The sequence below is a fragment of the Microbacterium sp. SGAir0570 genome (assembly GCF_005491085.2).
GTDB lineage: Bacteria > Actinomycetota > Actinomycetes > Actinomycetales > Microbacteriaceae > Microbacterium > Microbacterium arborescens.
The window spans coordinates 652,762-665,703 of sequence record NZ_CP027929.1; the positions used below are offsets into that span (position 1 = coordinate 652,762).

Sequence of the window (12,942 nt, forward strand, 5' to 3'; positions counted from 1 at the left end):
CGTGGGACAGACGGGGATGTCGCCGCGTGGCTCGGCCACGCTGCACGATGTGGCGAGAGAAGCCGGGGTGTCGCTCGCGACCGCCTCGCGAGCGCTGAACGGCTCGACCCGCAAGGTCGCCGATGCGTACCGCGAACGCGTCGAGCAGGCCGCGGCCCGGCTCGGCTACACGGCCAACCTGTCGGCCCAGGCGACCGCTCGCGGCACGTCGGCGATCGTCGCGCTGCTCGTGGCCGACATCGCCGACCCGTACTTCGGACAGCTCGCGGCGGGCGTCGCGCGCGGCGCCGATGAAGCCGGCCTCGTCGTCACCGTCGCCATCACCGAGCGCGATCCGGCGCGCGAGCTGCGGCTCGTGCGCGCCCTGCGCGGTCAGCGTCCCCGCGGCATCATCCTTGCCGCCTCGCGCACCTCACGCGAGATGTCGGACGAGCTGAGAACCGAGCTCGACCTCATCGCCGCGAGCGGCGGCACCGTCGTCGCGCTGGGTCCCGGTGCCCCCGGCATCCGCAGCGTCGCGATCGACAACCGCGGCGGTGCGCGCGAGCTCGGCGCCGCGCTCGCCGCGCGCGGCTACCGCTCGGCCATCGTGCTCGCCGCCGCCGAGGGCGTCGTGACGAGCGACGACCGCCTCGCCGGCTTCGCCGACGGCTTCACGAGCGGCGGGGGAGCGGAGCCCCGGGTGTACCGCGGCGGCTTCAGCCGCGAGTCGGGAGCCGAGGCGATGTCGGCCGCGCTCGCCGACGGCGTCGAGCCGGGAACGGTCGTGTTCGGCATCAGCGACGTCGTGGCCATCGGAGCCCTCACCGCGGTGCGTGCGGCGGGACGCGAGCCGGGCGCCGACATCGCGCTCGCCGGCTTCGACGACATCCCGACGGGGCGCGACGTCACGCCGCCTCTGACGACCGTCCGCGTGCCTCTCCCCGACGTCGGGTACACCGCGCTCCGCGCAGCCGTCGACGCCGAGGCCGACGAGGACGCGCCCGCGCTGCCGCTCGAGGTGCTCGTGCGCGAGAGCACGCCCCCGCGGAGCTCGTGACGTGACGCGCGTCGTCGTCGCGATCGACAGCTTCAAAGGGTCCATCGCGGCTGCTGAGGCTGCGCGTGAGCTCGCCGCGGGGTGGGTCTCGGCCGATGCCGGTGCCGTTGTCGAACTGCGCCCGATGGCCGACGGCGGCGAGGGCACGCTCGACGCGTTCGCCGCCGCGATCCCCGGGGCGCGGCGCATGCCCGTCACCGTCACGGGCCCCGCGGGGACACCCGTCGATGCGTCCTGGCTGCTGCTTCCCCCGACCTCCGGCGACCGGCCGGTGGCGTCGGATCGCGGCTCGGTCGGTGTCGTCGAGCTCGCGTCGACGTCAGGCATCGAATTGCTGGGCGAGGAGCGACGCGGCCTCGACGCCGACACCACCGGATTCGGCGAGGCGATCGTCGCCGCGCTCGACGCCGGCGTCGACCGCCTCGTGCTCGGCATCGGATCGAGCTCGTCGACCGACGGCGGGGCCGGGATGCTGCGCGCCCTCGGCGCCCGGTTCACGGATGCCGTCGGACGTGACGTCGTCGCCGGCGCGCGAGGCCTCGCCGACATCGCGCACGCCGACCTGTCGGGGCTCCGGCCGCTTCCCGCGGGCGGCGTCGACGTGCTGAGCGACGTGTCGAACCCGCTGCTCGGTGCGCAGGGTGCGGCCGCCGTGTTCGGACCGCAGAAGGGGCTCGACGCGGCTCAGGTCGCCGCTGCCGACGCGGCGCTGAGCCGGCTCGCCGACCTCGTGCCGGATGGGGCGTCGCTCGCTGCCACGCCGGGGGCCGGAGCCGCCGGCGGCACCGGGTTCGGGTTGCTCGCGTGGGGCGCGCGCCTGAGCCCCGGCGCTCGTGAGGTCGCGGCGCTCATCGACCTCGCCGACGCCATCGCCCGCGCCGACCTCGTTATCACGGGCGAAGGGTCGTTCGACGGGCAGTCCGCGGCCGGCAAGGTACCCGCGTTCGTCGCCGAGCTCGCCGCAGGGGCCGGGGTGCCGGCCGCCCTCGTCGCCGGGCGGATCGCCGCTGACGCCGACACCGCGGCGTTCGCGTCATCCGTCTCGCTGACCGACCTCGCAGGATCCTCCGCGGCCTCGCTGGCCGACCCCGCCCGCTGGCTCCGCGCGGCGGGCGCAGCGCTCGCCCGTTGACTCGCCCGAGTGAACGGCTTCGCCGCGAGCGCACGGCTTGCTCACGCAGGAAGGCCGTTCACTCGGCGCTTGGCCGTGCATTGAGTGAGAGATGCGAGGATGCCGCGGGCTCGGGGCGGTGGACGCCGCGCGGGCGATAACCGAGAGCGTCCGAGACTCCGAGCAGGTCGGCGAGGTACCAGGCGATGGCGAGCCACATCTCGGTGCCCTGCAGCCCCGGCTCCGTCTCGGTGAGCCGGAAGCTCATTCCCGCTCCCGGCTGCCAGCCTCCCAGCACCTGGTCGAGCAGGCGCGTCGCGAGGTCCTCGACCTCGGCCCGGCGGTAGCCGGCTGCCCGCGTGAGCCAGAGCGGATGCGCGACGTCCAGCACATTGCAGGCGTCGAGTCGTGACGGGGCGAGCCACCGCTCGTCGCGGGCGTGTCGCAGCACCGTGTCGATGACGGCTTCGGGATGGGGAACCGGGATGCCGTGTTGCGCGAAGGTTCCGCGCGTCGCCCGGTAGAAGCCGTTGACGACGAGCAGCAGGCCGCGGTCGGCGGAAGGCCGGCCCCACATGCCGCTCGCGGCATCCGCCTGCGTCACGAGCCATCCGAAGAGGGACTCGGCCACGCCCGGCGCGATCCGGTCGCCCCGGCGCCGGGCCCACAGCAGGGCGGTGCCGATCGCATCGACCTGGTGTCCGGCGTTCCAGGGATCGGTGTCCCAAGGGAGCGCGTCGAGTCGGGCGATCAGGGACTCGGCCGTCGCTCGGGTGACGAGCCCGACAGGGTGGGCGAACTCGGACCCCAACAGGTCGAGCGCGTACCCGACGGAGAGCACGTGATAGGCCGTGTCGCCGTCGTCCCAGCCGGCGACGTCGACCGAGCCGAGCGGGGGAACGGCGCCCGTCGCCGGGTCCTGCCAGCCGCGCAGCCGATCGATCAGCTCGGACGGATCGCTGCCCGGCGGCGTCGACCCCAGCAGCAGGTCGGCGATCTCGACGGCGTCGCCCTGCGCGCGCACTGTCGGGGGAGCGCCTACCCGATCGGCGTACAGCCCGGAGGCCGGGTCGAAACAGCGGGCGAGCAGGGCGGTCGCATCGGAGCGGGCCGTTTCGGCGAATGCGGACACGCGGGCGTGCAGCCGGTTCGACTCGGGAGGCGAGTCGACGGGCGGCACCCGCCAGCGCAGCAGCCGAGCGGGGTTGCCGCCGACGATCGCGCCCGCGGGCACGTCCTTCGTGACGACGGCTCCCGCGGCGAGCACAGCCGACGCGCCCACGGTGACCCCGTCGAGGACGACGACGTGCGAGCCGATCCAGACGTCGTCGCCGATGCGGATGCCGCGGCTGGTGAGCGGTTGCCGGAAGACGGGCGTCCCGGGCTCCATCGAGTGGTTGAAGCCGAGCACGGAGCTGTGCGCGCCCATCCGCACGCCGTCGCCGAAGACGACGTCGCCGCGGACGACGGTCGAGGGGTTCAGGGAGCAGTCCGCGCCGATGCGCAGGGTGCCGGTCAGGTACGCCCCCGCCGCGATGTACGAGCGGTCGCCCAGGGCGAGGCTCTCGGTGTCGAGCGCCGCGAGCTCCGAGATGAAGCACTCGTCGCCGAACGACCAGTCCGCGTGATCGTCCGCCAGCGCTGCCTGATGCTCGCGCTGATGCCGCCGGCTCTCCTCGGATGCCGTGGACCAGAAGTCCCACGGCGAGTAGTCGTGGCGGTCGATCACGCCGGGTCCTTCGCGCGCGGGGCGACGGTCGACTCGCGCACGACGAGAGTCGGGTTGAGCATCACCCGACGGGTGGGGCGACCGGGGTCGGCCATCCGGGAGACCAGCAGCTCCACCGCCGTCTCGCCGACACTGACGCGCGGTGGGGCGACGGCGGTCAGGGCGGGCGTGAAGAGTTCGGCGACCTCGTCGTCGTAGGCGATGATCGACAGGTCTTCGGGCACCGAGATTCCGCGGTTGAGCGCCAGATCGACGAACGCCATCGCCTCGGGGTCCGAATGCACCAGCAGGGCGGTCACCCCGCTCCCGAGCGCGCGATCCAGCGTCGTGTCGACCGCAGCGGAGAACTCCGCGCTCGCGCGGTCGGGAAGCGTCGTCTCGATGTGCTGGGCGGGTGTGAGCCCGAGCTCTTCGCACGCGGCCTGCCACCCGGCGGCGATCTTGCGCGAGGTGGGGGAATTGCGAGAGAGCACCAGCCCGACCTTGCGGTGCCCGAGCGCCGCGAGGTGGCGCGCCGCGAGAACGGCGCCGAGGGCGTGGTCGGTCGTCACGGCCTCGACCGGAACGCCGGCGGGCTGGACGATGGCGTCGCGCTCGACCAGGACGCTCGGGGTGCCGCACTCGGCGAGCCACTGCACGACATCCTGCGAATGCGGGGTGTCGGTGTTCGGCGCGACGATCAGGCCGCGGATGTCGCCGCTCGCGACGAGACGCTCGAGGACGGGGCGCTCATCCTGCAGCTCGTACGAGGCTCCCCGCAGGTGGACTTTCAAACCGTGACGACGTGCGGCGGCCTCCATGCCCCGCACGACCCCGGGCCAGTAGAAGTTCAGCGAGGGCACGAGCACCGCGATCGACCCCGTCGAGGTCTCCGCGCCCGACGAGCCCGCCGGTGAATGGGCGTGCTGCCCGGTCGCGGGGATGGCGCCGCCGTGCACGCGCTGAAGCAGTCCCTCCTGCTCCATCTGCGCCAGATCGCGTCGCAGGGTCACGGTGGCGGCGCCGAGCTCCTCGGTCAGCTGCGAGATGCGGACGGCGCCCTCGCGCTCCATCGTCGCCAGGATGTGCGCGCGGCGTTCGGCGGCCAGCAGCGCCGGTGTGGGGTCGGTCATGGTCGCTCGTCCTCGTTCCGTTCCTGTTCTACCGTGACACGCAGCTCGGTACGACCGTCGACGTCGACGGCGAGCCGGCTGAGGCGGTCGCCCCAGACATCGGTCAGCATCGGATCGTCGAGCTCGCGAACGACGAGGGTGTGCGGTGCGCCGGCGGGCCACGTGATCCGCACCGGGGTTGCGCCGTCGAGTGGTCTCACGCGAGCCCATCCGTCGCCGGTCGTCACCGAGCCCGCGAGGAGCAGGCGCACCTGCGTATCCGGTCCGGCGGCTTCCCAGCTGTCGTCGATCGTGACGTGTCCAGAGCGGTGGTGCGCAGCCCGGCGTCGCCACGAGCGTACCGAGCCGGCGGGGTAGGCGCCGCCGATCTCGAGATCCAGCGCGGTCATATCATCCGTTCGGACGAGAACCGGATCGGATGCCGTGAAGGCTGTGCCGTGCGGCTGTGCCGCGCCCGAGATGCGGGGCACGCTGTGCCAGTCGCTCTGCATCGTCCAGATGTCGTATCGGTCCGGGCCGAAGGTCTGCGCCGTGTAGGTCGGGCGGCCGGCATCGACGATCACGGGGACGCCGTCGGAGGCGACGATGATCGAGCCGACGTCGTTGTGGTTGTGGTTCTCGTCGTTGTGGCCGCCCTTCATCACGATGGTGAGTCCGGCGGCGCTGCCCGCGTGGCCACGGGCGAGCCAGACCTGGGTGGACGGCAGCCAGACCTCGGCGGGCAGGGGGCTGGAACCGCGCGTCTCGGTCAGCCACGCGTCGTCCGTCAGGGCGCGCAGCAGGCGACCGAGCCCGGCTTCCTCGGTGGCGGGGAGATCGTTGCGGTGCTGCGCGACGGCGTGGCGGCGGGCCTCGTCGTCTCCGACGGCGCGAGCCGCCCGGTGCAGGGCGTGCCAGGGCTGATCGACCGGGGGACGGGCCGGGCCGTCGGCGAGGTTGACGTACCACGGGCCGCCGAGGTGCGAGCGATGGGGGAACGCGACCGTCTCGCGCAGGGACTCCACCTCGGGCACCGGATCCCACGCCCCATCGGTGGCGTAGGCGAGCAGGTCGAGAGCCTCGAGCGCCCGGCACGCACCGTTCCACCAGTACGCGTATCCCTCGTCGATCGCGCCGTCTGCCGGCAGCGCGGCGACGTAGCGGTCCAGGCCCTGTGCCACCAGGGCGACGAGCTGATCGCGTTCAACGCCCTCCTCGCACAGGACGAGCCCGGCGACCAGTACGTTCCCGTGAATCCAGGGATTCCAGTTGTGGACGTGCCCGTCGAGTCCGAGCCAGTGCCAGTCGCGTCGCGAGATGAACGGCTCGATGACGCGCGTGCGGGCCTCGTGCCGGATGCGCTGCCGCAGCCCGGGGTATCGCTCGTCGAGCCGGCGCCCGAGCACGTGATCGGTCCACGCGAGCTGTCCGACCACCTCTCCCGCGCCGAGATCGAGGAAGGGATCGGTGACGGTCGCGAGAACCGACCCATGCCGCGCAAAGGTGTCATCGTGGGCGGGCCAGCACCACGTCGACTGCTCGCAGAGCAGCCAGACGCCGTCGGCGACCTCGTCGAGATATCTCGGATCGTCGTCCGACAGCGCCGCGACCACGGCCCGGCTCAGTCGTCGCTGGCGAGCGAAGACCTGTTGCTCGTATCCGTCTCGGTCGCCATCTCGATGCACGCGCGCGGCGGCACTTGCGCGGGGCTGCGGCCACGGCGCGTCGAGGTCGGCACGCGCGCGGTCGACGAGGCGGCGAGCGACGTCAGGCGAGACCCGCGCAGCCCAGCGCTCCGCCGCGGGCACGGGAAGCGCTTCGGCGGGCGGCCGGAGGCGCGCCGGGGTGCCGCCGCACGTGGTGGCGAGGGGACCGGCGAACCCAACGATGTTCCACTGCACGGGGCTCCTTTGCACAAAGTGATCAGAAACGATCATAAGGAAACGAAGAGAATCTTGCAATGATCGAAACGGGTTGCTAATCTCCGAATCGGTCGCGATCAACGATGACGACCGAGAAGCCCTTCGAAGGAGAACCGGTGACTTCCGAGCACCCGAACCCGCCCCACGGCGAGACGGTCCGAGACGCCTGGGTCGCCGGAGCCGATGCTCTGCTCGACGCCGCCCGCCGTCACGCGACGCCCGGTGCCGGCCGCATCCACTTCCCGGGTGCCGAAGGCGGCTACGGACACGCCGTCGACGGGCTCGAGGGTTTCGCACGCACCTTCCTCCTCGCCGGCTTCCGCATCGCGGGGGCACGGGGCGAGGGAGTCGACCAGATCATCGCGCACTACTCGCGCGGCATCGTCTCGGGCGTCGATCCCGAGGCGCCCGACCGGTGGGTCCGGATGGAGGAGCACGCGCAGGCCAAGGTCGAGGCGGCATCCATCGCCCTCGTCCTCGACCTCACCCGTCCCTGGATCTGGGACCGCCTCGACGCCCTCACGCAGCAGCGCGTCGTCGACTACCTCGCTCCCGTCGTCGGAGACGACACCTACCCGCAGACCAACTGGGTCTGGTTCCGCATCGTCGTGCAGACGTTCCTGCGGTCGGTCGGCGGGCCGTGGTCGGCCGACGACATCGCCGCCGACCTCGCCCGTCACGACTCGTTCGTGCGCGAGGGCGGCTGGCTCTCCGACGGCGACGAGCGCTCGTACGACCATTACGTCGGCTGGGCGTTGCACGTCTATCCGATCCTGTGGGCGCGGATGACGGGCGCCGCCGGCCTCGCCGGCGACCGGAATGACGCCGACGTCGCCCGCCTCGACGCGTTCCTCCACGACGCACTCGCTCTGGTCGGCGGTGACGGCTCGCCCCTCATCCAGGGCCGCAGCCTCATTTACCGTTTCGCTGCGGCCGCCCCGTTCTGGGCCGGCGTCATCGCGGACGTTCCCTCGCACAGCCCGGGACGCCTGCGCCACGCGGCCGATCGGATCGTGACGCATTTCGCCGAGCGCGGCGCACCCGACGCCGACGGCATCCTCACGATGGGCTGGCACGGCGCGTGGCGTGAGCTCGCGCAGTCGTACTCGGGCCCGGGCTCTCCCTACTGGGCGGTCAAGGGGTTCCTCGGGCTCCTGCTGCCCGCCGACCACCCGGTCTGGACCGCTCCGGCCGAGCCGTTGCCGATCGAGCAGGGCGACGTGCTGCGCGCGATCGTCTCGCCCGGCTGGATCGTGTCGGGCACCACCGCCGACGGCATCGTGCGCGTCGTCAACCACGGCACCGACCACGCGCTCCCGGGGGCACGCACGACCGACTCGCCGCTCTACGCGCGCCTGGGCTACTCCACAGCCACCTCGCCGATCGCCGACGAGCGCGGCTGGCTCGAACCCCTCGAGCAGTCGGTCGCCCTCGTCGATCGCGACGGGCGTGCGACGCATCGCACGGCGATGACCCTGCGAGACGTACGCGTCCCGGGCGGCGCGGAGGGGCACGTCGGCATCGCCGCATCGACGTGGGACGCGCATCTCGTCGACCCGGCCCCCACCGCGCACCGTCATGGATCGGGATTGGCCGGAGAGACCCTATCCGTCGGCACCATCACGACCACCTCGATCGTCCGCGCATCGTCGGAGGTCCGCATCGTCGTCGTCGACGCGCTCGCGCCGGGGCAGGATGCCGCAACGCTGCGCCTGCGCCTCGGGGGCTGGCCGCTCTCGGGAGACGAGGTCGTCGGTGGTACCGACGACACCGGAGCCTGGGTGTCGTCGCGGGGCCGCAGCAGCGGCATCCGGGCACTCCTCCCGGCCGGCGTCGCGGGGCTGGTGTCGCGCGCCGACGCGGATCCGCTCGGCGTCCGCACCCTCGTACCCGTCATCGAGCACGAGGTGCGCGTCGGCGAGCCCGTCGCCGCCCTGCTCGACCTCGCCGGGGGAGAGCACAGCGCACCGCACGCAGCCGTCGACATCGACGGCGCCACGGTCACGGTCACCTGGCCCGATGGGGCCCGCACCGTCAGCCGTCTCATCGACTCCGAACCGCCTGCCCCGGCGCTTCGGCACCACGAGGTCCGACGTGGGATCTCGCACGCAATCGCAAAGGAGCAGCACGCATGAAGCGCAAGTTCGCAGCCGCGGCGGGAATGGCGGTCGTCGCCACCCTGTCGCTCGCCGCCTGCGGCGGGGGATCCGAGCCCGCCCAGACCGCCGACGGCCCCGTCACCCTGACCCTGTCGGGGTGGAGCCTCGACACCACTCCCGAGTTCCAGGTGCTCGCCGACGCCTTCCACGAGAAGAACCCGGACGTCACGATCGAGCTCAAGCAGTACGACGCGGCCGAATACAACACGCTGGTCACCGCCGACCTGGCGGCCGGCGTCGGACCCGACATCATCACCCAGAAAGAGGTGAAGTTCGTCACGACCTTCCAGGAGGGCGGCCAGCTCATGGACGTCTCCGACGTCGAGCTGCCCGACGGCGTCGGCGGCGCCTCGTCGTACGAGGTCGACGGCACCGCCTACGGCGTGCCCTACCGCCAGGACCGCTGGGTGCTGTTCTACAACAAGGCGCTCTTCGACGCAGCGGGGCAGGAGTATCCCGACGGCTCGTGGACGTGGGAGGACTACGACGCGGCCGCCGAGGCGATCACCACCGCGGGCGTCGCGAAGGGCGCCTACCAGCACCGCTGGCAGTCGACCGTCCAGGGCTTCGCCTCGGCGCAGGTGGACACCGACGTGCTCTCGGGCGACTACGGCTACTTCGCCGACTACTACGACCGCGTCCTCGCCCTGCAGGACGCCGGTGCGCAGGTCGACTTCAACACCTCGACGGCCAACCAGCTCACCTATCAGGGCGAGTTCGGCACGCAGAAGGCCGCGATGCTCCCGATGGGCACCTGGTACGTCGCGACCCTGATCTCGCAACAGGCCTCGGGTGAGGCCAACGACTTCGAGTGGGGCATCGCGCCGATCCCGCAGCTCGACGCGTCGACCACGGGCATGGACAACACGCCCGTGACATTCGGCGACCCGACCGGCTTCTCGATCAACGCCAACATCGACGGCGCCAAGGTGCAGGCCGCGAAGGACTTCCTGGCCTACGCCGCAAGCCTGGAAGCCGCCGAGGAGCTGGCGAAGATCGGCATCACGCCGGCCGCGTCGAACGACGCCGTGACCGAGGCGTACTTCGCCGTCGACGGCGCACCGACGGACGAGTTGTCGACGTTCGCGTGGTCGACGGGTGACGTCCACCCCGAGAACCCGACGTCGAACAAGACGGCGGCGATCCAGAACATCCTCAACGACATGCACAGCGCGATCCTGTCGGGCTCGACCCCGGTCGAGCAGGCCATCAGCGAGGCCGAGGACCGTGTCGCCAACGAGGTCGGTCTCGACTGATCCCGTGCGCCGTCGCCCCACCGACGGCGCCCCGCGGCCGGCGCGGCATCCCCGCGCCGGCCGCATCCCCCGCCGTCCTCCCCAGGAGACACCATGACCACCACCGCCGCCTCCCCGAAGGCGCGCCGCCCCGAGCCGGCGCAGCGCCGCAGGAGATCGAAGCTGACCCTGCGCAACACGCTGCTGGGCTGGAGCTTCATCCTGCCGAACTTCGTCGGATTCGCCCTGCTGACGCTCGTGCCGGTCGTCACGCTCTTCTACATGTCGCTGACGAACTGGAACATCTTCGGCACGGCGAACTGGGTGGGACTCGACAATTTCGAGCGGCTGCTCGGCGACGGGAGCTTCCGCATCTCGTTCGTCAACACCCTCTACTACGCGGCCCTGCACATCCCGCTGACGATCATCGCGTCGCTCGGTCTCGCGCTGCTGCTGAACAACAAGCTGCGGGGAGTGGCGTTCTTCCGCACCGCCGCGTTCTTCCCCTACATCACCTCGATCGTCGCGATCGCCGTGGTGTGGAACCTGCTCTTCAGCCCCGAGTACGGACCGATCAACGAGATCCTCCGCGCGATCGGCATCGCCAACCCGCCCGGGTGGCTCACCTCGTCGGAGTGGGCGATGCCCGCCGTCGTCATCGTCAGCACATGGCGCGACATGGGCTACTACATGATCCTGTTCCTCGCGGGCCTGCAGACCGTGCCGCGCGAGCTCTACGAGGCTGCTCGCATGGACGGCGCGAACGCGTGGGAGCGCTTCGTCAACGTCACGCTCCCGTGCCTGCGGCCGACGATGTTCTTCGTCACCGTGATGCTCACGATCAACTCGTTCAAGATCTTCGACCTGATCCTCGTCATGACCGAGGGCGGGCCGGGTCAGTCGACGCTCGTGATCTCGCAGTTCATCTACCGCAAGGGGTTCGAGGAGAACCAGTTCGGCTACGCCTCCGCGGCCGCTGTGGCGCTCTTCTTCCTCTGCATCCTCGTGACCATCCTCCAGTTCATCTGGAACAAGCGGAGGAACGTCTGATGACGAATCTTCTCGTACCCCAGGACGACCGCCGTGCGCTCCGCAAGATCGCCGCCGACGGCCTGCCCGAGGGCCACCGCCCCGACACCGTGTCGCCGTTGCGCCGCATCGGACGCATCGCCGGCTACATCGCGCTGATCATCGCCGCGGCGGCGCTGCTGCTGCCGTTCTTCTGGATGATCATGAGCTCGCTCAAGACGGCCAACGAGGTCTTCTCGGTGCCGATCCAGTGGATCCCCGAGGCGTTCGTCTGGCAGAACTACGTCGACATCTGGAACCAGTCGGGGATGCTGACCTGGATCCGCAACACGCTCGTGCTCGCCGTCGTCGTCACCTTCCTGCAGGTGCTGACCGGCTCGTTCGCGGCCTACGGCTTCGCCCGCATCCGCTTCCCCGGACGCGACGTGCTGTTCCTGGCCTACATCGGCACGATCGCGGTGCCGTGGCAGTCGTACATGATCCCGCAGTTCATCCTGCTGTCGAACGTCAAGGTGTCGAACACGCTGTGGGCCATCATCCTCATCCAGGCATTCGGCGCCTTCGGGGTGTTCCTCATGAAGCAGTTCTACGAGACCATCCCCGAGGAGCTGTCCGAAGCCGCGCGCCTCGACGGCCTGAGCGAGTACGGCATCTGGCGCCGCATCATGCTGCCCCTGTCGGTGCCGGCGCTCGCGAGCCTCACGCTCCTGACGTTCGTGAACACCTGGAACGACTACCTCGGTCCGCTCATCTACCTGCGCAACCCCGACCTGTGGACCATCCAGCTGGGGCTGAAGAGCTTCGTGAGCAACCTGTACGACACCAACTACGCCCTGCTGTTCGCGGGGCTGGTCATCTCGGTGGTGCCGATCGCGATCATCTTCCTGCTCGGGCAGAAGTACTTCGTCGAGGGCATCGCGACGAGCGGGATGAAGGGCTGACGCCGTGAAGCGCATCTCGCACAACACGTACGCGACCGTCTTCGGTGTCGTCTACCTCGGGCTCATGACCAACCTGCTGCTGCTCGCGTCGTGCCTGCCGCTCGTGGTGCTGCTGGTCATCACCGACCCCGCGCTGTCGTGGCCGATGCTCGCCGTCGTCGCGCCGCTGTGCGCACCGGGCATCACGGCGGCGTTCGCGACTTTCCGCGCCCACGGCGAGGGCGAGAACCAGGTCGTGCGGACGTTCATCCGCAGCTGGAAGCGCTCGTGGCGCAAGGCCCTCGCGCTGGGAACGGTCGTCGTGGCCGCCCTCGTCGTCGTGCTCGTCGACGTCCGCTTCTTCGCGCCGCTGCAGGCGGGCGTCGCCGTCGTCCCGGCGCTCGGGGTGCTCACTGTTCTCCTGCTCGTCACGGCGCTCGTCGCGTTCGCGGCGCTCGCCGAGGAACCCGACGCCTCCGTGCGCTCGATCGCACGGGCGGCGGTCTTCCTGAGCGTGCGTCGCTGGTGGCTGAGTCTCGTGTCGCTCGCGGTCCTTGCGCTGCAGGCCGGCCTGTTCGTCGCGATGCCGGCCATCGCGATCGGCCTCACCTCGGCACCGGCCCTCTATCTCGCCTGGGCCAACGCCCGCTACATCCTCCGTCCGGTGCTCGGCGACCCCGAACCCCAGACCGTCTGAATCCCGAAGG

At 71.2% G+C, this 12,942-nt stretch carries 10 protein-coding genes; 7 read left to right on the forward strand and 3 right to left on the reverse strand.

The window, feature by feature from the left end; translation table 11 throughout:
* Position 1: 1 nt before the first annotated feature.
* Together C1N74_RS02975 and C1N74_RS02980 are read left to right on the forward strand one after the other, a co-directional pair.
* Positions 2-1,039 (forward strand): LacI family DNA-binding transcriptional regulator, encoded by a 1,038-nt coding sequence (locus C1N74_RS02975; protein WP_309147420.1) that lies wholly within the window; start codon positions 2-4, stop codon positions 1,037-1,039.
* 1 nt (position 1,040) lies between these two features.
* Positions 1,041-2,171 (forward strand): glycerate kinase, encoded by a 1,131-nt coding sequence (locus C1N74_RS02980; RefSeq protein ID WP_137749934.1) that lies wholly within the window; start codon positions 1,041-1,043, stop codon positions 2,169-2,171.
* A 58-nt stretch (positions 2,172-2,229) separates the two neighbouring features.
* On the opposite strand, the gene C1N74_RS02985 is transcribed toward C1N74_RS02980, so the two are convergent.
* Genes C1N74_RS02985 through C1N74_RS02995 form a run of 3 tightly spaced genes read right to left on the reverse strand, consistent with a single transcriptional unit; the run spans position 2,230 to position 6,871 of the window.
* Positions 2,230-3,879 carry a DapH/DapD/GlmU-related protein gene (locus C1N74_RS02985; protein ID WP_137749935.1) on the reverse strand — a complete coding sequence of 550 codons (1,650 nt, stop codon included), beginning with the start codon at positions 3,877-3,879 and terminating at the stop codon, positions 2,230-2,232.
* Positions 3,876-4,991 (reverse strand): substrate-binding domain-containing protein, encoded by a 1,116-nt coding sequence (locus C1N74_RS02990; RefSeq protein WP_036304675.1) that lies wholly within the window; start codon positions 4,989-4,991, stop codon positions 3,876-3,878. The genes C1N74_RS02985 and C1N74_RS02990 overlap by 4 nt, the downstream gene beginning before the upstream one ends.
* A complete protein-coding gene (locus C1N74_RS02995) occupies positions 4,988-6,871 on the reverse strand; it encodes a heparinase II/III-family protein (RefSeq protein WP_258317986.1) in 1,884 nt (627 codons plus the stop codon). The genes C1N74_RS02990 and C1N74_RS02995 overlap by 4 nt, the downstream gene beginning before the upstream one ends.
* 137 nt (positions 6,872-7,008) lie before the next feature.
* Between C1N74_RS02995 and C1N74_RS03000 the strand changes: the two genes are divergently transcribed.
* The 5 genes from C1N74_RS03000 (at position 7,009) to C1N74_RS03020 (ending at position 12,932) form a co-directional block, all read left to right on the forward strand.
* On the forward strand, positions 7,009-9,027 hold the full coding sequence (locus tag C1N74_RS03000) for a DUF2264 domain-containing protein (RefSeq protein ID WP_258317987.1): 2,019 nt from the start codon (positions 7,009-7,011) through the stop codon (positions 9,025-9,027).
* Positions 9,024-10,307: an ABC transporter substrate-binding protein gene (locus C1N74_RS03005; protein ID WP_137749938.1), complete on the forward strand. Its 1,284-nt coding sequence runs from the start codon at positions 9,024-9,026 to the stop codon at positions 10,305-10,307. The genes C1N74_RS03000 and C1N74_RS03005 overlap by 4 nt, the downstream gene beginning before the upstream one ends.
* Before the next feature lie 93 nt (positions 10,308-10,400).
* A complete protein-coding gene (locus C1N74_RS03010) occupies positions 10,401-11,336 on the forward strand; it encodes a carbohydrate ABC transporter permease (protein WP_023952460.1) in 936 nt (311 codons plus the stop codon).
* Positions 11,336-12,256, forward strand: coding sequence for a carbohydrate ABC transporter permease (locus C1N74_RS03015; RefSeq protein WP_071918524.1), 921 nt, complete (start codon positions 11,336-11,338; stop codon positions 12,254-12,256). Before C1N74_RS03010 ends, C1N74_RS03015 begins: the two co-directional genes overlap by 1 nt.
* Before the next feature lie 4 nt (positions 12,257-12,260).
* Positions 12,261-12,932: a YesL family protein gene (locus tag C1N74_RS03020; RefSeq protein WP_137749939.1), complete on the forward strand. Its 672-nt coding sequence runs from the start codon at positions 12,261-12,263 to the stop codon at positions 12,930-12,932.
* Positions 12,933-12,942: the final 10 nt, after the last annotated feature.